A 22,613-nucleotide genomic window follows, 5' to 3' on the forward strand; every position below is an offset into this window, starting at 1 on the left:
TGATTGTATTATGAAAAAGCAAATATGGATTCCTTTTACATTAACAGCTCTCATGGCTGCTTTAAATGGTTGTGGTGGAGAGGGAGGCAATATTCATGTTGATCCTCCAGGAAGTACAGGCGTTACTGCAAGTACCAGTTGTTCTACCACTTCTACGGATTGTCTTGAGTTTGTTTTTGATTATCCAGTAGCAGGTTTAAACTTTGATTGTAGTAGCGATACAACGAATCACTTTATTACTCAAAATAGCTCTAATGCGGTCTCTGGTGCGTGTAAATTAGGTGATACTGTAACATTTTCGATCAAGGGACAAGGAACGGATAAGCAGATTAAATTAGGTGCGGTCGATTTAAAAACGATCACTTCTTTGAAAATATCAGATGCTCCTATTTCTTTAGTCGATATAGCGACAGCGATGGTTGGTAAAGCCCCTGCCAGTCTAGATCCAAATGATGAAACCATTAAAGTTGCGATGGGCTTAGTTAAAATTTTTCAGGCTGCGGGAGCAGTGAACGAAAAGAATGCAATTGGTGATCTTCAGCCGATGGAATTAGATGAAGATTATAAAAGTAATCTGAAAAATATTAGCCAGTCGATTGATGTGAGCAATTTTAAAGATGGTAGTTATGCGGCACTATTAAAACCATGGGTCGATGTTTCACAAGTCAGTGATCAGACCGCTTTCGATGTTGTGGTGAAAATGCTGAATATGCAAAATGCGGGTAGCTTCCAATCTGACTTTTTACCATGGCCACTCCCTGCCGAAAGTGGTGTCGATCAGCAATATATTGAAGGTTTCCATGGTAAGAGCTTATTAGGCAATGAAATTATTGCCAATATGTACTTACTCTCGGATCGTACTGGACACACATTTGGTTATGGTTTGCAATGGAAAGGCAAGCCTGATGATAAGACCAGTGAAGGGACGATCATCAGTGATTCCTTAAAACGTCTGACACTTATTAGTAAAATCGCACCTAAGAAAATGAATGCTGAGGCGCAAACCAATTGGATTAATCCATTAACTAAAAAGTTGGCGAGTAGTCCTTTTGTATTTTCTATGGCAGATCAAAGTGGTGATCCGCTCAAAATTACCCAAGGCCGTTTAATTAACGGTTACATCATCACAGGAACAGAGGCTGTCTATAAACAGGCAACTGGTTCTAAAGAGGGTGATGCGGCCAGCTATGGTAAGTGGACACAGCAATTTAGCCCAGAACAGTTTGATGGCAGCATTGATGTCTCTAAAACCAATCCAATTACCTATCTCGACAAGAAAATCTTAACGACACCAAATAATGTGAAGTCGGGCGAATATTATGTTTTCCCAATGTATGCAACTTTGAATTTTAAATTTAGTGATACCAGTGTTAAGGATGTCAAACTGGGAATTGTGATTGATGAGAATGGTGATATTCGTTCGGACATTCGACCTGATGCAAGTGCGAATGATATGTCAGGTACTTGTGCGAGCATAAATCCAGCGACAATGGTGGACAGTAATGGCGTTCAACAGTTTAGAATTGGAACTACGGGTACAGGTAATTATGCTGAAACCGATAAATCATTAACTATTCGAATGATTTTAACCAATGCAAAATTTGGATTACTGGAAGGGATTATTTTAGGATTAAACCAGAATCTCTCGGTTCGAGCAGGAAGTGATACAGGACAATCCTCTCAAACATTGACTTCAGGCGGCGTAAAAATTAACTTACACAACCTATTAACCGATCATAATACGACGCGTGGCGTGAATATGACGAACTTTAGTAATGCAGAAGCGAACTGGATTAATATTCATGCGGCTTATCAAAAAGTCTATAACAACATTAAAGATATCTCACCTGCACCAACTCCTGCACAGCAAGACTTGGCCAAACGTGTGAATGGTACCTTAAGTATCGATCTGCCAAGCTGTTATACGATTAAACAAAAGTAATCAGTTCTAAAACTAAAACAGGGGAATCATCATGATTCCCCTGTTTATATCGACTTATCTCTAGGATTTTTAACTATTTTAAAGTTAACCTGTATGATCTAGGCGTGTACCTAATGTTTCCAAATGAACTGGAAATTTTTTTATTTTTCGGTCTTCAAAATAATGTCTTAATGTGCGTTCTACACTTGGAAAAGCCAATTCCCCCCACGGAATCTCATGTTCTTCAAATAAGCGACATTCAATACTTTCTTCGCCAGCACCAAAATAACCTTCTTTCAAGTTTGCTTTAAATAGAACATAGATTTGGCCAATGCGAGGAATGTTGTACATGCAATATAAATGTTCAATGTCGATCTCAGCCTCAGCTTCTTCGCGTGTTTCACGTGCCGCACCTTGTTCCATGGTTTCAAATAACTCCATGTATCCCGCTGGCAGTGTCCATAACCCATAACGAGGTTCAATGGCACGACGACATAACAAGACTTTATTTTCCCAAATAGCCAAAGCGCCACAAATCAGTTTTGGGTTTTCATAATGAATATTCCCACAATGTGTACATACACGACGAAGCTGATGGTCGCCTAACGGAATTTTATCTTCAGTTTCATGTCCACAAACGGTGCAAAAACTCATAATGATCATCAAGGATAAGGATGCCTCAGCATAACTGAAATTTTGGACTTTCGCATCATTTCTATACGAAGCCACGCATTTTTCAGCTATGATGAAAAGATAAGAAAACAGAGAGAGAAGCATGGTAGAGCAGGAACTCACGCATCTTTTGCAGCAACGCTTACGGTTCTCAAAACGTACTTCGCCTGCACAGGCCGCAGTGTTAATTGCGATTACCAATGAACACCATCCTAAAGTTTTGTTGACGCGCCGTTCCACCCAATTATCCAATCATGCGGGTGAAGTTTCATTTCCTGGTGGGAAACGTGATGCTGGTGATACCAGTAATATCGTAGTCGCATTAAGAGAAGCTCAAGAAGAAACGGCTCTCAATCCTTTCGATGTTGAGTTGATTGGTGATTTACCGATGCAACGTGCGCGTAGTGGGATGCTAGTTAAACCCATTGTAGGACTTATTCCTCCTAACGTTGATTTGATTGCTCAACCGACCGAAATTGATCGCATTTTTTTTGCATCTTTGAATCAACTCCTCAGCGCGCCTGCAACACCGTATGAGGTGAAATATGCACATCAATCGCTATATTTTCCGAGTCTACAAGTAGAAAATGAGGTCATTTGGGGATTAACTGCAAGAATGTTAATTTCATTGTTTCATTACGGGTTGAATTATCAGAAAGACTGGCCTTTTCTTCTAAATTCGCCACATTTTCAGCCCCGCAAATTTTAATTCCACCACCAACTAAACAGGATGTTACCATTATGATGTACAGCTTTGAAGGACATTCACCAAAAGCATTGATTGAACCGTGGGACGGATGGATTGCAGACAATGCCACAGTGATTGGTCAGGTGGAATTAGGGCAACAGGTCAGTGTCTGGTTTGGCGCCGTGATTCGTGCAGATAATAGTCCAATCCGTCTAGGGCATTTTACCAATATTCAGGAAAATGCCGTATTACATACCGATGCAGGGATTGAGCTTCATATTGGAGATTATGTCACGGTTGGACATCAAACCATGTTGCATGGTTGCACGATTGGTGAAAATAGTCTGATTGGGATCAATGCTGTGGTGTTAAATCATGCGGTCATTGGTAAAAATTGTATTATTGGTGCGAATGCATTAATTCCAGAAGGTAAGGTGATTCCAGATAACTCAGTGGTCATGGGTTCTCCAGGTAAAATTGTTAAAACACTGGACGAAACTGGTGCTGCAAAATTACGTCTGAGTGCTTTACATTATGCAGAACATTATAAAAGATTTATGCAACTCAAGCCGTTTTCATTTTAGTGATTGCTTTTCGTTGTATTGCTAGAGCATAGTTTTTTGTATCAGCAAAACTCAAATTCTCGCCTAAATTAGTGTTGTAGAGTATGATAGCCCACGTTTTTTAAAAGATAATGGCGTGAAGTTGCATGAACGTGCTGGCATTGGAAACGGCAAATGATCATTGTTCAGTTTGTTTGATTGATGAATCAAATGAGCTTTTTTTTCAACTGGATACGCAAGCGAAGGCGCAAACACGTACCATATTGCCGATGATTGAGCAGGCACTGCAACAGACACAACTCAGTTATAGCGATCTAACTGCAATTGCATTTAGTCGTGGGCCAGGTTCCTTTAGTGGTGTCCGTATTAATGCGGCAGTGACACAAGCTTTGGCTTGGGCCAATGATTTGCCTGTGATTCCAGTTTCTACTCTGCAAGCTTTGGCACAAGCGGCTTATCGTGAATTGCAACTCAGTCAGGTGACTGCGGTTTTGGATGCGCGGATGCAGGAAGTGTATCTGGCAAATTTTAACTGTGATACAGATGGCATCATGCAACTACAAGGCGAAGAACAACTGTTAAGTTACGACATGGCAACGTCTTTTGCCCAGTTTAGCTGTGTGGGGTCGGGAGCTAAACTTATTTCCTCTCCAATTTCAGAACAACACAGTATGATCAGCCCCTCTGCCCGAGATATTGCAATACTCGCCCGATATTATGCCAAACAAAAGCACTGGGTTAGTGCTGAGCAGGCATTACCCGTCTATTTAAGGGACAATGCTTGGAAAAAAATTGCAGAACAAGGTAAGCCGAACGAGAAAAAATGATGGATTTTTTACTGCTTTTAAAAGCGGCGATTATGGGAATTGTGGAAGGAATTACAGAATTTCTTCCAATTTCGAGCACTGGACACCTAATTTTAGCCTCTGAATTATTAAATTTTTGGACACCTGAGAAAAGTGCAGTTTTTGTGGTTGCGATCCAGATGGGCGCAATTGCCGCGGTGATTTATGAGTATTGGTCACGCCTTTGGGGTGCAGCTATTGGTATGGTGACAGGTGAAGCCAAAGGGCGTCATTTGGCGATTAGTCTGATCATCGCTTCTATACCGATTATCTTGGTGGGTCTTACCTTTGGGCAAACCGTAAAAGATTTATTATTTAATGATATTGCCGTTGCCGTGGGATTGATCGTGGGCGGTTTGATCATTATGTGGATCGAAAAAAATCCACCCAAAGTCAATGCGGTTGAAGTTGAAAATATCACCTTTAAGCAAGCCATCTGGATTGGTTTAATTCAAGTATTGTCTTTGATTCCGGGGACTTCACGTTCAGGCGCAACCATTATTGGTGCGATGTTTTTAGGTGTATCGCGTAAAGCCGCCACCGAATTCTCTTTCTTTCTTGGAATTCCTGTGATTATTGGTGCAGGGCTGCTTGATTTATATCAAAGTCATGATGTATTTCAAGGACAACAGGACTGGATCGTTTTAGCTGTAGGACTGCTGGTTTCATTTATTTCCGCGCTATTATTGATTCGTGCTTTGGTGGCTTATGTGGCAAAACGTGACTTTATGATTTTTGCATGGTATCGAATTTTTTCTGGGCTCATTATTTTACTTTTTGCTTTTACCGGCTGGAAATTGTGGTAATCAGGAGTTTTAGTTAATCATCATGCAATTATTTTCTACCGCCTCTTATTTAAATGCTGCGCATCACTATCAGCAAGTCTTGTCTCAGCGAGGGGTAGAGATTGATGTGTGTGAAGTGGAACAGCTCAATGCGCGTTTTTTTAGACAGCATCCTGATTTGGCACTTTGTGTAGATGAACAAGGTTTGTGGTTATGTGCCAATGGCATGCGAATGCAACCAGACTGGAAAGCGGAAGTTTCTCGTTTAAAACGCGCCAGTATTAAGTCAGAAATGATTGCACGTGCCTGTCAACTTAGCGAAGCGCCACAATTGATCGATGCGACAGCAGGTTTAGGTCACGATAGTTTACTGATGGCGCATTTGGGTGCAAAGGTGACATTGCTCGAACGACATCCGATTTTATTTACGTTGCTTGAAGATAGCCATTTTCAAGCACAGAATGATCCATTTTTAAAACAGATTGTTGATCGGATACATTTGGTTTTCATAGATTCTGCGGATTACTTGCAGTCATGTATTCAGCAGCATCAACAGGTAGATGTGATCTATCTTGACCCTATGTTTCCACAGCGTGATCAACATCAACAGGCCATTAAAAAACAGGCACAGGTTAAAAAACAAATGCAACTTTTGCATTTACTTTTGCCAGAGCAGGGTGAAATGGATTTAGGCGATGCGTTACTGCCTTTGGCACAACAAGTGGCGAAACGGGTGATTGTAAAACGTCCGCGACATGCTATTTTTCTTAATCAACAAACGCCCGATCATCAGTGGTTGGGGGATGCATGCCGTTTTGATGCGTATTTTCAGCTTGCTCTGTGATGAATTGTGATCATTGCTTCAATAATATCCAAATATTTGTTATATAGATAAAAGCATTATTGATATAATTCCACGCAAGCATAAACTGATTATGCATTATCACTCCTGAATAATTTTCTATGATTGACCTGAAGCCCTCCATCAATTTTTGGCATGATTTCAAAAGCAACCAAATTGCTGGTATGTGGTTATTTTTAGGGTCACGCCGTTGTTTACAAATTGTCCATCCCTCGATTTTTCAATTGTTGGTCTGGGGAGTACTCGGTGGCGCGGCTAATACATTATTTAGCTGGTTGGTCGCAGGGCAGGATGGTCAGTTTAATTCTCAAGGTTTAGTGAGTTATGCGCTTTGGCCGTTTTTAGCTCTTATTGTCGGGATTTTTCTTTCACAGCGAACCAATAACGCCCGCCTGATGTTGGTGCCTGCCATTTTATGGTTAGTGCTGGATACCAATATCGCCTTATTGCAAAGTTTTATTCAGTTTCTGGGACAGCTCGATTACCTCCCTTACATTACTTATGACTATTTACCGACACTCTTTATGATGTTGTTTGTCTGGCAAAGTTTGGCTGTGGTTTGGGTGTTTGCACGTGAGCTAAAATGGCCGTGGTGGGAACGTGCTTTGATTATGATTGCCACGCTAGTCACACTGGTGGTTTGGCAAGGTTCGGTACGTAGTCAGCCGATCTGGAAAGTTGAAGACGTTGCGCCGACGTTTACTGAAGATGCTTTTTATGCCCAAAGTCGCTTACTCAATCAGTCGCTTGAACAGATCCAATATGGTGAGTTTGCGCAAAGCCACTGGTATTTTCTCGGTGTTGCGGGTGCTAGCTATCAAGATGTATTCAAGTCGGAAATTATGCGGATCAAGGAACAATTCGACACACGTTTTGGCACGTTTGGCCGCTCGATGATGTTAATCAATAACCCAGATACCCGCGCAGAGGTGCCGATAGCCTCTCAAACAAGTATTGGGGCTGCATTACGTCGTATGGGTCAGCAAATGAATAAAGAAAGCGACGTTTTGTTTTTATACATGACTTCGCATGGTGCGCCCAACGAATTTGAAATGGAAAATGCGCCGTTGGATTTGCATCAGGTTGATCCAAAATGGTTGCGTGAAACTCTTGATAAATCAGGGATTCGCTGGCGAGTGATTGTGATTTCGTCGTGCTTTTCTGGAAGTTTTATTCCTGCACTTCAGTCACCTGATACGCTGATTATTACAGCTTCCGCGGCAGATCGTCAGTCGTTCGGCTGTACCAATGAAGCGGATTATACTTATTTTGGTCGTGCGCTGTTTGATCAGGCGATGCGTGATCAACATACGATGAAAGATGCTTTTAAGCAAGCTCAGGATACGGTTGCCAAGTGGGAGTCTGCACAAGGCTTTGAACCCTCAGAACCACAATGGGTCATGGGTAAAAATATGGAATTGATGTTGCCACAACTGGAACAACATTTATTCCCTCAACAAAATCTCCCTCAAACCACGACTGCTGCCAAACACGAGGATAAAAAACATGCAAATGTTGCAAAAAAATCGCTGCTTTGACGGTGAACAACGTATTTATCAATGCCCATCCAACGCATTAAAAGGTACAAGTAAATTTGGGGTATTTTTGCCACCAGCGGCATTGAAAGGCGAACAATGTTCGGTGTTATTTTATCTTGCAGGTCTGACTTGTACTGAGGAAACCTTTGCGATTAAGGCACACGCACAACGTTTGGCTGCTCAACTTGATCTGATTTTAATCACGCCCGATACGTCGCCACGTGGTGAAGATGTGGCCCAAGGCGATCATTGGGATTTGGGGTTGGGTGCAGGATTTTATATTAATGCGACTCAAGTGCCTTGGGCAGAACATTACCAAATGGAACGTTATTTGCTTGAGGAACTTTATCCTTTAGTGCAAGCGGAATTTCCTGTGATTCAAGATCAAATCGGAATTTTTGGCCACAGTATGGGTGGGCATGGTGCCTTAACACTTGCACTCAAATATCCTGAAAAGTTTAAATCAGTTTCTGCTTTTGCACCGATTTGTGCGCCAAGTCAATGCCCGTGGGGTGAGAAAGCTTTTTCAAATTATTTGGGCGATGATCGTGGTGTCTGGAAACAACATGATGCAACCGCTTTAATTGAACAAAAAGGAGCATTATTTGCTGAAATCTTGATTGATCAGGGTTTAGATGATCAGTTTTATGGTCAGTTAAATCCCGATTTATTCGAGCAAGCCTGTCATAAGGTGGGACAAAAACTGAGTTTAAGACAGCATGCGGGCTATGATCATGGCTATTATTTTATTCAGAGCTTCATGGATGACCATTTGCAGTTTCATGCGGTGCAATTGGAACGATAATTTGCCTTATACATAGTAAAAACCAAAGTTGGCTCTGCTTTGGTTTTTACTGTCATGTCGCTATTTTATCTAGGGATAAATTATTGCCGTGTCCAATCTGCCTGAAATTCTTGTTGTGCCATACGGTTTAAATGATCGAGGACTACACCTTCCAAACGAATATCTTCTGCATTTTCACTGCTGATCACCACATCTAAATGTTGTTCAAGCGGTGTCAAGGTCACAGTTGCAGTCGGCATAAAAATTTTATAATCCTGCTCTGACTCCGCGACTTCAAATTTATGTTTCCAATGATTGAGCAGACGTTTTGCAATTCGTCGTGCTTCTGGGGTGCTAATCGAGGTCGAGCTTTGCATAAAGGCTTACCTATAAAAGATGGTTGAGAAAATAGGAATTACCCTAACAAATTTAACGCTGAAATCGATAGAGAAAATAAAACAGAGTGTTATTTTTTTGCAATTGACCGCAATGCTGAGTTTTGAGTTTGATACACAGCAAAGTCAGTTTTTGTTATAATCAGGTTTTGTTTGCTATTTGCCAGGTCCCGCATGTCCAAGCCTTATTTAATTGCACCCTCTATTCTCTCTGCTGATTTTGCACGTTTAGGTGAAGATGTTGAAAAAGTATTGGAGGCAGGTGCGGATGTGGTGCATTTCGATGTGATGGATAACCACTATGTACCCAATTTAACTTTTGGTGCAGGGGTGTGTAAAGCTTTAAAAAATTATGGGATCAAGGCGCCCATTGATGTACATCTGATGGTTTCGCCAGTCGATCGTATGATTGGCGATTTTATTGAAGCAGGCGCGGACATTATTACGTTTCATCCTGAAGCTTCGGATCATATCGATCGTTCCTTACAGTTAATTAAGGCTGGAGGGGCTAAAGCAGGCTTGGTCTTTAATCCTGCAACACCTTTACACTATTTAGATTATGTACTGGATAAAGTCGATCAGATCTTATTGATGAGTGTTAACCCTGGATTTGGCGGTCAAAAATTTATTCCGATGACTTTAGAAAAACTCCGTCAAGCACGTCAAATTATTGATGCCAGTGGCCGTGAGATTCGCTTAGAAGTCGATGGTGGGGTTGGTCCTGCCAATATTCGTGAAATTGCGGAAGCGGGTGCGGATATGTTTGTGGCAGGATCAGCGATTTTTGGAAAACCAGACTATAAAACGGTCATTGATGAAATGCGTGCAGAGCTGGCGAAAGTTGGTGCACAAAACGCTTAATCCTATTTTTCGATATCATCATTATACGCACCGCATAAGCATTCATATGGTGCGTAATATTTTATTTCTCTTTTTTTCTTAGATATACAACAAAGCCCGCTGTATTGCATTCTCAATAATGCGTTGACTAATGTTTTTACTCATAGCGCAAAAGTATTCGTCTTACGCCAGAAATAAAGCGATGCTTTATTTGCTGCTCATGTGGATAACTTTGTTTATAACTCTCTGGATAACTATGTTGATAAGGCGGTGGATAAGCTGCTGATAGAATAATCAAAACGATATCAATCGTTTAAAAAATCCATAAAATCTGTATAAAACTCATTCGATCTGATTTATTTTTATGCGATTTAAGTCATTTATTTTGCTTTATTTTTAATCTGTGAGCCAAGTCACGGTTATTGATTAAAAAATAGAAAGTGATCAAAATAAATCCTCATAAAATGTAGATAAAAAATGTCAAAATTGGCCTATTTTTATCTACTGATGCTCATCAACGTTCCAGAAATGAAAAACAGTTTTATCCTTGATGGATGGGGATAAAATGATTCAGATTTGTATCAAGTCATAAACTTGGTTATGCTGTGTTTATATATCGACTGATCAATGTATTTTTGAGGATATTCAGTTTGCATCTAGCTCAGCGCAGACAGACGTGGTTTGTGTTGCTTATGGTTTTTATCATGAGCTGGAGTGGTGTGGCTGTTGCTTCGGTCAAAAATATGCATGCCTCTATGATGCAACAGACTGCTCAATCGATGTCGCATGTTTCTGATCAATCATCGTGTCATCATATGGGCATGCAAGCTACAAAAGCAGCGCATGCGTCGCATGATTTAAAACATGCCAATACAAGTATGTTGCATTGTAATCAACCAACTTCCTTACATGCTTCTAACGCCGCACAGTCCTGTCAGGATTGTCATCAGTTACATTGTCAAAATCTAAATACGTATGTTGAACATGTGATTCCAGCATTGCCTGAACAAACTGTCTTTGCTGCCATCTCAGATTCTCATACGGATTATAGAGGTCAGCATTTTTCTGGTTTTTGGCAAGAAATCCTCAGACCACCCAAAGCCTAATCTCAAATTCAAACTAAATATTCAGTTTTAAATTTTGAGGTTAGTCATGTCTATTTTATTAAGAAATGTCCTTTTTACAGGACTGTGTTTGGCTATTTCGCCGTTTAGTCTAGCGGCGGTCAAAGAATACCATTTGGATATTGCTGAAAAAACCGTCAATATCACGGGAAAACCTGTTCAGCGAATTACCGTTAATGGTCAGTTTCCTGCCCCCAAACTTGAATTTGAAGAGGGTGATGAAGCGGTTATTCATGTTCATAATAGCCTGAAAAATCAGGATTCTTCGATTCATTGGCATGGTTTATTGTTGCCCGGCATTATGGATGGCGTACCTGGGTTTAATGGCTTTCAAGGCATCAAACCTGACGGTTCATTTGAATATCGTTTTAAAATCCGTCAAAACGGAACGTATTGGTATCACGCGCATAGTAAGGGACAAGAGCAGGATGGCTTATATGGCGCTTTTATTGTCTATCCTAAAGATAACAAGCCACTGACAGCGCAGGAACAAACTAAACGGGATTATGTGGTGATGCTGTCAGATTTTCATGATTCATCGAGTGAAACATTGATGAAAAATCTGAAAAAGTCTGCCGAATACTATCAAAATCAGCGTGAAACCTTGGGCGATGTATTGCAACAGGTCAAACAACAAGGGCTGAAAGCCACCTGGCAAGATCGTAAAATGTGGAATCAGATGCGGATGCTGAAAACCGATCTGTCAGATGTCACAGGCTACACTTTCTTGGTCAATGGTAAAACGCCAGAACAGAACTGGACTGGCGAATTTACTTCGGGTGAAAAAGTTCGATTACGTTTTATCAATGCATCTGCGATGTCATTTTTTGACCTGCGTATTCCCAACTTGAAAATGACTGTGGTCAGTGCCGATGGTCAAGCGGTCAAGCCTGTCCCAGTGGATGAATTTCGAATTGGTACAGCAGAAACCTACGATGTGATTGTTGAGCCGAAAGCCGCGCATTATCAAATACAGGCTGAGTCGATTGATCGGAGTGGGTTTGCATTGGCAAGTCTGCAAAATGCGGCGATGCCTGTACCACAGCAGATTACCATTCCAGACGCACGACCACGTGCATTGCTCACGATGCAAGACATGGGACATGGCAACATGTCTGATAGTTCAGAGCATACAAATCACGCTGCTATGCCAATGCAGCAGAAGATGTCGTCACATACAGCTAAACCTTCATCAACCAAATCGTCATCGATGCCAGATATGTCAGAACACATGGATCATGATGCGATGTCACATAAACAGATGACGCAAGAAATGTCACATGAGCAAATGATGCATCAGGAAATGATGCAGCATAAGACATCCCATCCATCAACCCTATCCGAGTCAAAGCAAACCGTACAAGGTTGGGTCAATGCTTCGACTCCAGAAGGTGCAAAGGCATTGCAATATCAGGATTTACAATCACTCACCCCGCAACCAGATACGCGTCAGCCGACCAAAGAATTAGTGATTCGTTTGGGCGGAAATATGGAACGTTATATCTGGACCATGAATGGCAAAAAATATAATGAGGCTGAACCTTTACAGGTCAAATATGGAGAGCGAATTCGGCTGAAATTTATTAATGACAGCATGATGGCACATCCAATGCACTTGCATGGCATGTTTGTACAATTGGAAAATGGTCAATCTATACAAAATCTTCCAAATAAACACACTCTCATTGTGCCGCCCGGTAAAACAGTGACAGCACTTTTAACCGCAGATGAATTAGGTGAATGGGCAATTCATTGTCATTTGTTGTACCACATGTCGGCGGGCATGATGAATAAACTGATTGTGGCAAAAGTCGATCAAGATACACTGCCTCATATTTCATCTGAAAATACTGAACAACCTGTTCAAGGAGGCCAACATGCGCACCACTAAAATGATGACGGTGTTGATGTTTTCAACAGGCTTTATGATGAGCTCATGGGCTTTTGCTCATGAAGGACATGACATGATGATGTCCAATATGTCGATGTCGGATGGCCAAGATCATGCTGAAATGCCAATGCCAGAAAAAAATAGGGCACAGACAAACACTGAAGTGAGCTCAAATGTGAGGGTTGATGATCATTCAGATCATGATCATCGCCGTGAACATGGCGGACAAATTTATCAGGCAACTAAACTGGACAATCAATGGCGATTGGATAAACACGGGCAGGGCGAGTTTAATACTGAACTGGAAACTTGGATTGGCACAGATCAAAATAAACTTTTCATCAAAGCTCACCGTGAAAAGTCAGAATCTGAGAAAGCAAATTATGCTGTTTCGGCATTATATAGCCGAAACATTGCTGATTTTTGGGATGCTCAAGTCGGCTTGCGTTATCGCAGTGAAGCCTTTGAGGCACATCGTCAGGAAGCGGTGGATGCAGCATTTGGTCTACATGGTTTAGCCCCATATTTCTTTGAAACCGATGCCTATGTTTATATCGGTCAAGATCAACATGTCAGCTTAAGTCTGGAAACTGAGCGCGACATTTTGCTGACGCAAAAGCTCATTACTCAGCCTTATCTTAAAGCTGACATCTTAATTCGGGATGAATCTGATAATGCAAAAAAGACAGGCTTAAGCTCTTTGCAAACAGGCGTTCAAACACGTTATGAGATCAGCAAAAAAGTAATGCCGTTTATTGATGTCGCCTATCGTTATGAAAAAGGGGATCGTGAAACCAGTCGTCAAGTCGCAACCAGTTCAGAGTCGGGCTGGCTGTATGGTGCGGGGATTACTTTCAAGTTTTAATTGATTCGTCAAAATAAAGCTGTATAGATTGTCATCACAATTAACCTGATGACATTCTTTTTGCATCTAATCTGGTGCGTCAATGAGCCTAAAACAACAGTACCAACGCTTTTTACTTTCAAATGCTTTTTTTCAATCGCAACGGGAGTTACACACAGACGGCAATTTACTTGCAGATGATGAATATGATTTTTCAGAACAAGACAATATTCAGTCGGAATGGGTGAGTTATTACTATATTCCCCAACTGGATATGGCGCATGAACGTGAATTGCGCAAGGCTTTGGTGCAATGTCATCAGGTCAAATATATTGAGATGGATCATCAAACTCAACATATGGCCATTTTCCATGATGGTGAAGTAGAGGTATTGACCTGTTTATTAAAGAACCATGTGAAACAGGCGGATTATCAACAAACGCTATCTAATTTTGTGCCTGTCACTACCACCTTAAAACCCGTGATCAAAACCACGCAAATCCTATCGTGGCTATCTTCAATTTATATTATTTTGTGTCTGGTCACTTTGTGTATGGCGATTCTGGCGACCTCGTTTAGTCTCTTGGCGATGAGTTTGTTGATCCTGATGGATGCCGTGATTTATTTGATCGCCAATAATGCTATCGTGATTGAGCCTTTGCTTCGAAATAGATTAATTCAGGCATTGGCGTGGTTTGAATTGGTCGCAGCCACTGCTTTAATGATCGGCATTGTATATGATTATTTTAATGCGCATGTTGCATTGGCGGGATTTGTGCTGTTGCAAGGATTGGTGATCCTGACAGCGACTATTTTATCGCGTTATTTGATTGCTAAAGACTATATTAAAAATCGACCTTTGCACTGGAGTCATTTAGTGCGCAATATGGATGTAACAATTGCAATCACGTTGGTGATGGCTGGCGTGCTACTTCAACTCACACAGAACATAAGTATTGATTTGATGATGGCCATGTTGGTGATATTTTTAATTTTTTTAAGAGTGTTTAATATTCTGATTTTAAATAAACTTGCACTGAAACCATCAAAATATTGAGTACACAAATGCGTAAATGGATGTACTTTTTATTGATCATCGCGGTCGCGTGGGGTGCTTGGACAACATGGATAAAACCAGCGCCCGATATTCAGACCTTTAGTTCAGATCACAACCTTCATATTCAACAATTACAGCCCTATGAAGGAACATTCAGGGTTTTGTCTCGTGAAGACTATCATACAGGGAGGGAAGCCCAATTTTCACCTACAGATATTGCGGTAGGATGGGGGGAGATGGCTAACCCGAGTATTTATAAACAGATTGATATTTCACAAGGCAATCGCTGGTACCATTGGCGTATTGATTCAATTCCTCCAATTTCATTGAATGATATTGCGACACACAGTGCCAATATGCATCTGGTTCCTGCAACGCCAGAGATTGCCAAACAATTGCAGCAGCTAAAAAAAGATGATTTAGTTTTCCTCAAAGGCGCTTTAATCGAAATTCAGTCAAGCGATGGCTGGCGTTGGCGAAGTTCCTTATCACGTGAGGATACCGGTGCGGGGGCGTGTGAGTTGATGCGAGTGGATCAAATTATTTGGCGTGAACAATAAACGTTTCAAAATCAAAATTGGTCATCCCGATTAAATTGACTATAATCATCGTTTTGGAGGAACGACCTCCCCCAGATGAGGGAAACAATGTCAGGACGACCTGACGCCTGATTATGGAGCATAAAATGGCTTGGGCAATCTTAATTTTGGCGGGACTTTTTGAAGTCATCTGGGCATATTCGATGAAAATGTCAGACGGTTTTACCCGTTTGCTGCCAAGTGTCATTACCATCGTATTTATGGTGTTGAGTGTCATATTATTATCAATTTCAATGCGGAGCTTGCCGCTTGGTACGGCTTATACAGTCTGGACAGGAATTGGTGCCATTGGTTCTTTTATCGTGGGTATTTTGATTTTGCATGAACCTATGGGAGCAATGCGCATGATGGCTGCGATTTTAATCGTCTCAGGTCTGGTGCTCATGAAATTGTCATCACCTGCTTAAGGTTATTTGGTATGCAGTTATCTTATTGTTATATGGCTTCGCCTGTGGGACAGCTTAAATTAGTGGCGAATGAGCAGGCTTTGGTGGCTATTCTTTGGGACAATGAAAATCCAAAAAGAGTGCGTCTGGCTGAATTGATTGAAGATGTATCCCATTCAATTTTATTGAATACCCAGCAGCAGTTAAGCGAGTATTTTTCAGGTCAGCGCAAGGTATTTGATATTCCACTTGATTTTGAAGGAACAGATTTTCAGAAACAAGTCTGGAGTGCGTTACTGACGATTCCTTATGGAGAAACTCGCAGTTATAAACAAATTGCCCAGCAACTTGGTAATGAAAAAGCGGTTCGCGCTGTAGGGGCCGCCAATGGTAAAAATCCGATTTCAATTATCGCACCTTGCCATCGTGTAATTGGAGCGGGAGGAGCATTGGTAGGGTTTGCAGGCGGTTTAGATAAAAAAGAAATTTTACTGAGTTTGGAATTGAATAATATTTGAATTAGCTAAACTGTTACCTCTATAAAATAATGATAATAAGATGTTTTTATATATCGTTTTTTCGTTGTTATCATGGGGATTGTTGCTTATCTATCTTCGCCTGCATTTAAGGGGAAAATGGGTGAGAGTCTGGTGATTGATCATGCGAAACGTCATTTAGGTGAAGAATATATCATGCTGAATAACTGCACGATTCCCGATGAGCAAAATGGAACAACACAAATTGATCATATTTTGATTAGTCCATATGGCGTTTTTATTATAGAAACTAAAAATTATACAGGCTGGATTTTTGGCAGTATTAATCAAAAACAATGGACGCAAAAAATCTATAAAAAAAGTTATCGTTTTCAAAACCCAATTCATCAGAACTTCAAGCATTTAAAAGTATTGGAGCAAATTCTTGAAGATGTGGTTGCTCCTGAATATCTACATTCAGTCATTGTATTTACATCACGTAGCGAGTTTAAAACCGTCATGCCTGAACATGTTTGTCGGGGTAAAGATTGGATCACACATGTGAAAAAATTTAATCAGGAGGTGATTCCAACTATGAAGCAAAAACGCATTAAATATCGGATCGAAAAAGAAATATTGGAGCCTTCATGGAAAACCAATCGTACACATATTGCTAACTTGCAACAGAAAAATTCAGTGACAACGAATATATCTCAATAAATGGCTACATTTCATAGCCATTTATAAGATACGATTTGTAGGTTTTAAAAATCATGCGACTTCATGTTGACGAGCCAAAGCCTGATTTTTTAATAATTGCTTTTCCTGTTCAGATAAAAAAGCCACTTTGAGACCATTTTCCTGCGCAGTTCGGATCTGATCTTCGGTTAAACCTGCTTGTGGTGCAGCAACTTGATATTCATGCTGAATTTCAATGCCTTCTACCGCAGGGTCATCGGTATTGATCGTGGCCAAAATTCCATGTTGTAAAAAGTCCTTGATGGGATGTTTTTCAATTGAACTGACCGTGCTGGTTTGTACATTTGATGTGATACACGATTCAATCCCGATCTGATGTTCAGCCAGATAATCCATCAGCTTTGGATCATGAATAGCTTTGACGCCATGCCCGATACGCTCTGCCCCAAGTTCCTGTATGGCTTGCCAGATACTTTCTGGCCCTGCGGCTTCGCCTGCATGAACGGTAATATGCCAGCCTGCATTCCGAGCCTGTTTAAATTGATCCAGAAAAAGTGTTCCAGGAAATCCCAGTTCATCACCTGCCAAATCCAAAGCTGTGATATGGGTTTTATGGGTGAGTAAGGCATCGAGTTCAGCCTGACAAGCGGCTTTTCCAAAAGTGCGACTCATAATACCAATCAAATTTGCCTGAATCCCTAAATCACGGCAACCCTGTTGTACGCCGTCAATCACCGCCTCAACCACACCTGCTAAAGGCAGATGATGAGTCATGCCCATATAACCCGGAGAAAAACGTAATTCGACATAGTCCAGACCTTGTTGCTTGGCATCCTCGATATTTTCATAGGCGATCCGTTGACATGCCTCCAGACTTGCCAAAACCTTGACACCCCAATCCAGTTTTGCCAAAAAACTGAGTAAATCGGGTTGATTATCCATGACTTGTACGTGTGGACGTAATTCTTCGAGCGTTTGAGCAGGCAGGGCAATATGATATTGCTGTCCTAAATCTAAAATGGTTTGTGCACGAATATTGCCATCCAGATGTCGATGAATATCGGTGAGGGGGAGGTTTGTTGAAATCATCGGCATTACCTCTCTAGCATTGTTTTATAGTGTTTTTATCTTGGCAGAGATGAATTCAATAAAAAAGTAAGGCGATGTTATTTTTTGCTGATAAGTTGAAAAATGACCATTCATATAGGTTCAAAATAAAAATGCCGTGAGCTTGGAGTCACGGCATTTTAAATACAGAATAAATTTAGAAAATCACTTTAGTGGTCAAACCCAGTACCAGTGCATTATCCACTTGATCGGTCGCACCGGGTTGAATGACATATTGCACCACAGGACGTAACATCAACCACGGTGTGACATAGTGCGAATAGTTCAATTCAATATTGTATTCAGCATCTTCATTAATTAAGGCTTTTTTGTTGTAGATACCATCCCGATAACGATCATTGACATGAATGCGATTGACACCTAAGCCTAACATATCAGTGGGATGATCATCTAATAAGCCCAGATAGCGAATCCCGATTTGTTGAGTATTATCAATTTTATTCACAGCGGTATCATGGAAGGAAATATTGGTAAATCCGTATAAACCCCGTTTGCCACCATCCACAGAGGTGAATTGTTGATCTGCGGTAAACCAACCTGCATAAGCACGGTCTTTCTGCTCACCTGTAAGGACATCTTTGTTTTGGGTTTTATCGGCATTGTTATAAAAAACACCTAGACGATAGCTACCCGGTAAATGGTTAATCCCTTGTTTAGGTTGATAATGCAGTTCAACAGGGATAGTGACACCATCCATGTGGTCGGATTTTAAATTCCAACCTTGATTTTCCTTAATATTGGTCGGGTTAAACTCAAATACACCCACTTGCGCAGAGAGTTCAGGGGTAAATCGATATTTTACAATTCCCGCCCATTGCGCCACGGGTTCGTTATACCAAACATTACCCATCCATTTTCCGTTTTGTGCGGTACAAAACGAGGTGCTTTGGAAGTCACATCCCATCGTATTAAAGTATGAACCCATACCAATACGACCCACGCGAACACTCCAACCCGTATCTGTAAAAATCTTTTCAATAGAGAGTTGAGTCAAGCGGGAATCTACATTTCCCCGTCCCCAAGTGGCTTGTGTATTGGCCATTTGTGGCGCACCCGGATACGAAATATTATCAACACTGGTACTTTGTCCCTGACGAGCAGTGACAATGGCACGAACTGAAACGCCATTCCAGCCCAACATTTTTTCCAGATCCAGACTACTGCCTAACCAGAGCTGACTTGCGAAGGTTGCACCATCTCGTGGTTTATAGCCACCATCTGCCAGATAGTCGGTATCGACATAAAGATTGGCATCAAAATTTACGCCCTGACTGGCGAGCTCTGTCCGTTTGCCGTTCCAGTCACCAAAAAAATACTTGCTTTGAGGACTGAAAGCATCATCCGCATGACTTAAATTAAAACATGTTATTGCTGTCACAAAGCTAGCAAAGCTTATTTGTTTCAGTCCCTGAATTTTCATTTGACTCAACCACGCATACTTAAAATTTGTCCATTCATTGTTTATCAACAATGAATTTGAAAAATCTAACCATGTTTTAAAATTTAATCAACAAAAATTCACTTGAATTTTCATACTTAATATTTGACTGAACGGTTTCGTTTTTATGAATGATTTGATTTAAAGTTGTGATAAAGGGGCCATTACTGTTTAAGGGTTCTAGTAAGGTCGTGTAAAGTTGTTATAAGTATTTCATTTAGAAATTTTTTGAGAAAATCTGAAAAAAGACCATACTTTCTAGAAGAATGGTGGTAGTCCATAATATATTTTTAAAGTCCCCAGTAAGAAACCTAGATTACTTACTGGGTGTATTATATTTCTTATTAATGACAACTGATGTGTCGCCTGACGGTCCGTTAGGCGACACATCCTCTATCATTTTTGAATTGTTAAACTCAAAAACTTAGCAATCTTTGCGACACATGATGAGAAAATATAACGACACAGCCAATGTCACTATCACAAAGAAGTGACACATTTGGTGTCATTTTGATAAGAGCACATAAATTCATGAAAAGCAGTAATTGTGAAACTTATGTAAAGTAATTTTAGTTTTTTGTTAAAAATACGTCTGTTTGTAATTAATATATAAAACGAACGGAGCTGATAGCTTATTTTTCACACGACAAATTTTGTCGTAGAACTAGAGTGTTTAACTTATAAAAAATAGGCTCAATGCTACTATTCCAGCTCTAACCTTACCAAAACCTAAAAGAGAGAGAATTATGTCTGACAAAGTATGGACTACCACTATTATGTTTGATGAAAACTATCGAGTATTTGAATTATCTTTCCCTGGTTTATTTAACTATCCTGAGTTTAATAAACTAAATAAAATGGGAGCATCGGCAGAGGAAAAAGAGAAAAAAAATGAAATGACTCAAAAGAGTATAGAAATAATTAAAAGATACCATAAAGCTGAAAAGCTAGACCTAGCCAATGTGCCGACTATTTTATATGCACATGGTTTTAGCAAAACAGTTAAATTACCAAGTTTTTTTCGTACCCAAGATGGCTTTGTGATTGTCACTGAAGCATGTGCAAATGTACTAAAACAATTTCGTTTAGGGGAAAGTGTACTTTATCCATTGTCATTTTTTGATATTCAATTAAATGAACCTGTAAATGCTCAGACTTACTATTTTTTCAATATTGCTGAGCTAAAAAGCTATTTATGCCCAGAATACTGTACACAAGAGTTGGACAAACGTTCATATACCAAGCATGAAGGTTACCAACTTTTTAGCTTATACCATGCCGATTATGCTGATTATGCGATAGCAGTAGAGAAAGAAGTTTTAGCATGTGATGTCGATTTATGGCAAGATCCAGAATTAAATCACTCAATTTTTATGTCTGATGAACTCAAGAAAGCTCTAGATGAAGCTCAATTGAGTGATGCATGGCAATTATTTTTATGTGACCTTAAATAATAAAATAGATTAGAAATAACTAACATGGCTATTTCGTTTCAAGTACATCATATTTTATGAAGTCAGATTCTTAATTTTTATTTTTTATAATTAGATAGCTATTTGAATAGTCACCAAAATTATTGACACACAAAACCATCTTTTGGACTGCCACCATTCTCCTAGACAAATATCGTCTATTCTTTGGACTGCCACCATTCTCCTAGACAAATATCGTCTATTCTTTGGACTGCCACCATTCTCCTAGACAAATATCGTCTATTCTTTGGACTGCCACCATTCTCCTAGACAAATATCGTCTATTCTTTGGACTGCCACCATTCTCCTAGACAAATATCGTCTATTCTTTGGACTGCCACCATTCTCCTAGACAAATATCGTCTATTCTTTGGACTGCCACCATTCTCCTAGACAAATATCGTCTATTCTTTTTGCATAGGAGAGAACCTTATGAGTGGACAACGATACACCCCAGAATTTAAAGATGAAGCTGTCAAATTGATTACTGAACGTGGATATTCTGTCACCGATGTTGCAGAACGTTTAGGTGTATCACAGCACAGCATTTATAAATGGCTAAAGGCAGTACAGCCTTTACATAATAACTCTGATGAACATGAACTGCTCGAAGCAAAGAAAGAAATTCTACGCCTTAAAAGTCAGCTCAAACAAACTGAAGAGGAACGGGATATCTTAAAAAAGGCCGCAAGGTACTTTGCAAGCCTGCCCGAGTAAAGTATCAGTTTATCCTTGAATACAGCCATCAATTTAAGATTAAAACGATGTGTCGGGTTCTGAAGATTGCTCGTGCTGGCTATTACGCCTGGTTGCATGAACCTGAATCAGGCAGGACTATTGAAGATAAGCGCTTATTACAGCTCATCCGTTCTTCTTATGATGCCTGTTATGGTATCTACGGTTATCGTCGCATCACACTGGATCTTAAAGAGCTAGGTGAAAACTGTGGGCCTAATCGTGTGCTGAAGATCATGAAGAACAATGCCATTGCCGCTGTTCGAGGATATAAGAAGCATAAAAGCTATGGTCGTGGTCGTCCGCAGATTGTGCCACCTAACCATTTAAATCGAGAGTTTGTTGTAAACACACCTGATACCTCGTGGGTGACTGATATTACCTACATCCGCACTTGGCAAGGCTGGTTATATTTGGCTGTGGTTCTCGATTTATATTCAAGGAAAGTCATCGGTTGGTCAATGAAACCTACGCTTGCCAAGGATATCGTTTTAGATGCAATTCTTATGGCAGTATGGCGACGCAGACCCAATGAACCTGTGATCATACACTCAGACCAAGGCTTACAATACAGCAGCGGAGACTGGCAGAAATTCTGTCAGAAGCATAATTTGGTTCCAAGTATGAGCCGGAGGGGAAACTGTTGGGATAATGCTGTTGCTGAATCCTTTTTTAGCAGCTTAAAGAAGGAAAGAATTAAAAAGCGAATCTATAAAACACGAGAAATGGCTCGTGCAGATGTGTTTGATTATATCGAGATGTTTTACAATCGAATCAGGCGTCATTCGCATCTCGATGGGATGAGCCCAGAAGCATTTGAGGCAGCTTCAAAATGAAGCTGTCTCATGTCTAGGATACTGGGAGCAGTCCA

At 40.5% G+C, this 22,613-nt stretch carries 24 protein-coding genes; 19 read left to right on the forward strand and 5 right to left on the reverse strand.

Features of this window, described 5'->3' with window-relative positions; genetic code table 11:
• Positions 1-10: 10 nt before the first annotated feature.
• Positions 11-1,942 (forward strand): hypothetical protein, encoded by a 1,932-nt coding sequence (locus J500_RS14045; protein WP_004999113.1) that lies wholly within the window; start codon positions 11-13, stop codon positions 1,940-1,942.
• An 84-nt stretch (positions 1,943-2,026) separates the two neighbouring features.
• Here the strand turns inward: J500_RS14045 and J500_RS14050 are convergent, their stop codons facing one another.
• Entirely contained in the window at positions 2,027-2,575 is a 549-nt protein-coding gene (locus J500_RS14050) for an NUDIX hydrolase (protein ID WP_044437284.1), read from the reverse strand.
• Between the two features lie 121 nt (positions 2,576-2,696).
• Between J500_RS14050 and J500_RS14055 the strand changes: the two genes are divergently transcribed.
• The 7 genes from J500_RS14055 to fghA all read left to right on the forward strand — a co-directional run bounded on the left by J500_RS14055 (position 2,697) and on the right by fghA (position 8,679).
• Positions 2,697-3,302, forward strand: coding sequence for a CoA pyrophosphatase (locus tag J500_RS14055; protein ID WP_004999107.1), 606 nt, complete (start codon positions 2,697-2,699; stop codon positions 3,300-3,302).
• A 35-nt stretch (positions 3,303-3,337) separates the two neighbouring features.
• Positions 3,338-3,865, forward strand: a complete 528-nt coding sequence (locus tag J500_RS14060; protein WP_171063847.1) for a gamma carbonic anhydrase family protein — start codon at positions 3,338-3,340, stop codon at positions 3,863-3,865.
• Between the two features lie 125 nt (positions 3,866-3,990).
• Complete coding sequence (gene tsaB / locus J500_RS14065; RefSeq protein ID WP_004999101.1) at positions 3,991-4,671, forward strand: tRNA (adenosine(37)-N6)-threonylcarbamoyltransferase complex dimerization subunit type 1 TsaB; 681 nt, start codon at positions 3,991-3,993, stop codon at positions 4,669-4,671.
• Positions 4,671-5,495 (forward strand): undecaprenyl-diphosphate phosphatase, encoded by an 825-nt coding sequence (locus J500_RS14070; RefSeq protein ID WP_010588997.1) that lies wholly within the window; start codon positions 4,671-4,673, stop codon positions 5,493-5,495. The genes tsaB and J500_RS14070 overlap by 1 nt, the downstream gene beginning before the upstream one ends.
• A 22-nt stretch (positions 5,496-5,517) precedes the next feature.
• Positions 5,518-6,318 (forward strand): class I SAM-dependent methyltransferase, encoded by an 801-nt coding sequence (locus tag J500_RS14075; RefSeq protein WP_004999099.1) that lies wholly within the window; start codon positions 5,518-5,520, stop codon positions 6,316-6,318.
• Between the two features lie 119 nt (positions 6,319-6,437).
• Positions 6,438-7,874, forward strand: coding sequence for a C13 family peptidase (locus J500_RS14080; RefSeq protein WP_034700152.1), 1,437 nt, complete (start codon positions 6,438-6,440; stop codon positions 7,872-7,874).
• Entirely contained in the window at positions 7,843-8,679 is an 837-nt protein-coding gene (gene fghA / locus J500_RS14085; RefSeq protein ID WP_004999093.1) for an S-formylglutathione hydrolase, read from the forward strand. The genes J500_RS14080 and fghA overlap by 32 nt, the downstream gene beginning before the upstream one ends.
• A gap of 80 nt (positions 8,680-8,759) precedes the next feature.
• Here the strand turns inward: fghA and J500_RS14090 are convergent, their stop codons facing one another.
• Complete coding sequence (locus J500_RS14090) at positions 8,760-9,035, reverse strand: DUF2218 domain-containing protein (protein ID WP_004999090.1); 276 nt, start codon at positions 9,033-9,035, stop codon at positions 8,760-8,762.
• A 192-nt stretch (positions 9,036-9,227) separates the two neighbouring features.
• Here J500_RS14090 and rpe point away from each other — a divergent pair, with 192 nt between their 5' ends.
• Complete coding sequence (gene rpe, locus J500_RS14095) at positions 9,228-9,914, forward strand: ribulose-phosphate 3-epimerase (protein WP_004999089.1); 687 nt, start codon at positions 9,228-9,230, stop codon at positions 9,912-9,914.
• A gap of 136 nt (positions 9,915-10,050) precedes the next feature.
• Here rpe and J500_RS17555 read toward each other — a convergent pair whose 3' ends face one another.
• A complete protein-coding gene (locus J500_RS17555) occupies positions 10,051-10,191 on the reverse strand; it encodes a hypothetical protein (RefSeq protein ID WP_155118761.1) in 141 nt (46 codons plus the stop codon).
• A gap of 406 nt (positions 10,192-10,597) precedes the next feature.
• On the opposite strand from J500_RS17555, the gene J500_RS14100 reads away from it, so the two are divergent.
• The 8 genes from J500_RS14100 to J500_RS14135 all read left to right on the forward strand — a co-directional run bounded on the left by J500_RS14100 (position 10,598) and on the right by J500_RS14135 (position 16,990).
• A complete protein-coding gene (locus J500_RS14100; protein WP_227613721.1) occupies positions 10,598-10,999 on the forward strand; it encodes a hypothetical protein in 402 nt (133 codons plus the stop codon).
• A gap of 46 nt (positions 11,000-11,045) precedes the next feature.
• Positions 11,046-12,908: a copper resistance system multicopper oxidase gene (locus tag J500_RS14105; RefSeq protein ID WP_004999086.1), complete on the forward strand. Its 1,863-nt coding sequence runs from the start codon at positions 11,046-11,048 to the stop codon at positions 12,906-12,908.
• Positions 12,895-13,773: a copper resistance protein B gene (locus tag J500_RS14110; RefSeq protein ID WP_004999085.1), complete on the forward strand. Its 879-nt coding sequence runs from the start codon at positions 12,895-12,897 to the stop codon at positions 13,771-13,773. Before J500_RS14105 ends, J500_RS14110 begins: the two co-directional genes overlap by 14 nt.
• A gap of 82 nt (positions 13,774-13,855) precedes the next feature.
• Positions 13,856-14,809 carry a hypothetical protein gene (locus J500_RS14115; protein ID WP_004999083.1) on the forward strand — a complete coding sequence of 318 codons (954 nt, stop codon included), beginning with the start codon at positions 13,856-13,858 and terminating at the stop codon, positions 14,807-14,809.
• A gap of 8 nt (positions 14,810-14,817) precedes the next feature.
• Entirely contained in the window at positions 14,818-15,369 is a 552-nt protein-coding gene (locus J500_RS14120; RefSeq protein ID WP_004999081.1) for a hypothetical protein, read from the forward strand.
• Between the two features lie 125 nt (positions 15,370-15,494).
• Complete coding sequence (locus J500_RS14125; protein WP_004999078.1) at positions 15,495-15,815, forward strand: DMT family transporter; 321 nt, start codon at positions 15,495-15,497, stop codon at positions 15,813-15,815.
• An 11-nt stretch (positions 15,816-15,826) separates the two neighbouring features.
• Positions 15,827-16,312, forward strand: a complete 486-nt coding sequence (locus J500_RS14130) for a methylated-DNA--[protein]-cysteine S-methyltransferase (protein WP_004999076.1) — start codon at positions 15,827-15,829, stop codon at positions 16,310-16,312.
• A gap of 72 nt (positions 16,313-16,384) precedes the next feature.
• The gene (locus J500_RS14135) at positions 16,385-16,990 is read left to right on the forward strand and encodes a nuclease-related domain-containing protein (protein WP_004999075.1); all 606 of its coding nucleotides are present in this window, start codon (positions 16,385-16,387) and stop codon (positions 16,988-16,990) included.
• 51 nt (positions 16,991-17,041) lie between these two features.
• Here the strand turns inward: J500_RS14135 and add are convergent, their stop codons facing one another.
• Complete coding sequence (gene add, locus J500_RS14140; RefSeq protein ID WP_004999074.1) at positions 17,042-18,058, reverse strand: adenosine deaminase; 1,017 nt, start codon at positions 18,056-18,058, stop codon at positions 17,042-17,044.
• Between the two features lie 175 nt (positions 18,059-18,233).
• Positions 18,234-19,517 (reverse strand): carbohydrate porin, encoded by a 1,284-nt coding sequence (locus J500_RS14145; RefSeq protein ID WP_004999071.1) that lies wholly within the window; start codon positions 19,515-19,517, stop codon positions 18,234-18,236.
• A gap of 764 nt (positions 19,518-20,281) precedes the next feature.
• Between J500_RS14145 and J500_RS14150 the strand changes: the two genes are divergently transcribed.
• Positions 20,282-20,989: a hypothetical protein gene (locus J500_RS14150; protein WP_004999068.1), complete on the forward strand. Its 708-nt coding sequence runs from the start codon at positions 20,282-20,284 to the stop codon at positions 20,987-20,989.
• Between the two features lie 450 nt (positions 20,990-21,439).
• Positions 21,440-22,578, forward strand: a protein-coding gene (locus J500_RS14160) for an IS3 family transposase (protein WP_147519074.1) whose coding sequence is annotated in 2 segments (ribosomal slippage) — positions 21,440-21,698 and positions 21,698-22,578 — 1,140 coding nt in all. Because the reading frame shifts where the segments join, the coding sequence is not laid out codon by codon here.
• The last annotated feature ends 35 nt before the right edge of the window (positions 22,579-22,613 follow it).

The organism is Acinetobacter sp. 479375, from assembly GCF_000581715.1.
In the GTDB taxonomy this organism is placed as follows: domain Bacteria; phylum Pseudomonadota; class Gammaproteobacteria; order Pseudomonadales; family Moraxellaceae; genus Acinetobacter; species Acinetobacter ursingii.

What these genes read in the sequence shown, in the direction of transcription:
- J500_RS14045 (WP_004999113.1), top strand. Translation starts at nt 11, where the DNA reads ATGAAAAAGCAAATATGGATTCCTTTTACATTAACAGCTCTCATGGCT.
- J500_RS14050 (WP_044437284.1), bottom strand. Translation starts at nt 2,575, where the DNA reads ATGAGTTTTTGCACCGTTTGTGGACATGAAACTGAAGATAAAATTCCG.
- J500_RS14055 (WP_004999107.1), top strand. Translation starts at nt 2,697, where the DNA reads ATGGTAGAGCAGGAACTCACGCATCTTTTGCAGCAACGCTTACGGTTC.
- J500_RS14060 (WP_171063847.1), top strand. Translation starts at nt 3,338, where the DNA reads ATGTACAGCTTTGAAGGACATTCACCAAAAGCATTGATTGAACCGTGG.
- tsaB (WP_004999101.1), top strand. Translation starts at nt 3,991, where the DNA reads ATGAACGTGCTGGCATTGGAAACGGCAAATGATCATTGTTCAGTTTGT.
- J500_RS14070 (WP_010588997.1), top strand. Translation starts at nt 4,671, where the DNA reads ATGGATTTTTTACTGCTTTTAAAAGCGGCGATTATGGGAATTGTGGAA.
- J500_RS14075 (WP_004999099.1), top strand. Translation starts at nt 5,518, where the DNA reads ATGCAATTATTTTCTACCGCCTCTTATTTAAATGCTGCGCATCACTAT.
- J500_RS14080 (WP_034700152.1), top strand. Translation starts at nt 6,438, where the DNA reads ATGATTGACCTGAAGCCCTCCATCAATTTTTGGCATGATTTCAAAAGC.
- fghA (WP_004999093.1), top strand. Translation starts at nt 7,843, where the DNA reads ATGCAAATGTTGCAAAAAAATCGCTGCTTTGACGGTGAACAACGTATT.
- J500_RS14090 (WP_004999090.1), bottom strand. Translation starts at nt 9,035, where the DNA reads ATGCAAAGCTCGACCTCGATTAGCACCCCAGAAGCACGACGAATTGCA.
- rpe (WP_004999089.1), top strand. Translation starts at nt 9,228, where the DNA reads ATGTCCAAGCCTTATTTAATTGCACCCTCTATTCTCTCTGCTGATTTT.
- J500_RS14100 (WP_227613721.1), top strand. Translation starts at nt 10,598, where the DNA reads ATGAGCTGGAGTGGTGTGGCTGTTGCTTCGGTCAAAAATATGCATGCC.
- J500_RS14105 (WP_004999086.1), top strand. Translation starts at nt 11,046, where the DNA reads ATGTCTATTTTATTAAGAAATGTCCTTTTTACAGGACTGTGTTTGGCT.
- J500_RS14110 (WP_004999085.1), top strand. Translation starts at nt 12,895, where the DNA reads ATGCGCACCACTAAAATGATGACGGTGTTGATGTTTTCAACAGGCTTT.
- J500_RS14115 (WP_004999083.1), top strand. Translation starts at nt 13,856, where the DNA reads ATGAGCCTAAAACAACAGTACCAACGCTTTTTACTTTCAAATGCTTTT.
- J500_RS14120 (WP_004999081.1), top strand. Translation starts at nt 14,818, where the DNA reads ATGCGTAAATGGATGTACTTTTTATTGATCATCGCGGTCGCGTGGGGT.
- J500_RS14125 (WP_004999078.1), top strand. Translation starts at nt 15,495, where the DNA reads ATGGCTTGGGCAATCTTAATTTTGGCGGGACTTTTTGAAGTCATCTGG.
- J500_RS14130 (WP_004999076.1), top strand. Translation starts at nt 15,827, where the DNA reads ATGCAGTTATCTTATTGTTATATGGCTTCGCCTGTGGGACAGCTTAAA.
- J500_RS14135 (WP_004999075.1), top strand. Translation starts at nt 16,385, where the DNA reads ATGGGGATTGTTGCTTATCTATCTTCGCCTGCATTTAAGGGGAAAATG.
- add (WP_004999074.1), bottom strand. Translation starts at nt 18,058, where the DNA reads ATGATTTCAACAAACCTCCCCCTCACCGATATTCATCGACATCTGGAT.
- J500_RS14145 (WP_004999071.1), bottom strand. Translation starts at nt 19,517, where the DNA reads ATGAAAATTCAGGGACTGAAACAAATAAGCTTTGCTAGCTTTGTGACA.
- J500_RS14150 (WP_004999068.1), top strand. Translation starts at nt 20,282, where the DNA reads ATGTCTGACAAAGTATGGACTACCACTATTATGTTTGATGAAAACTAT.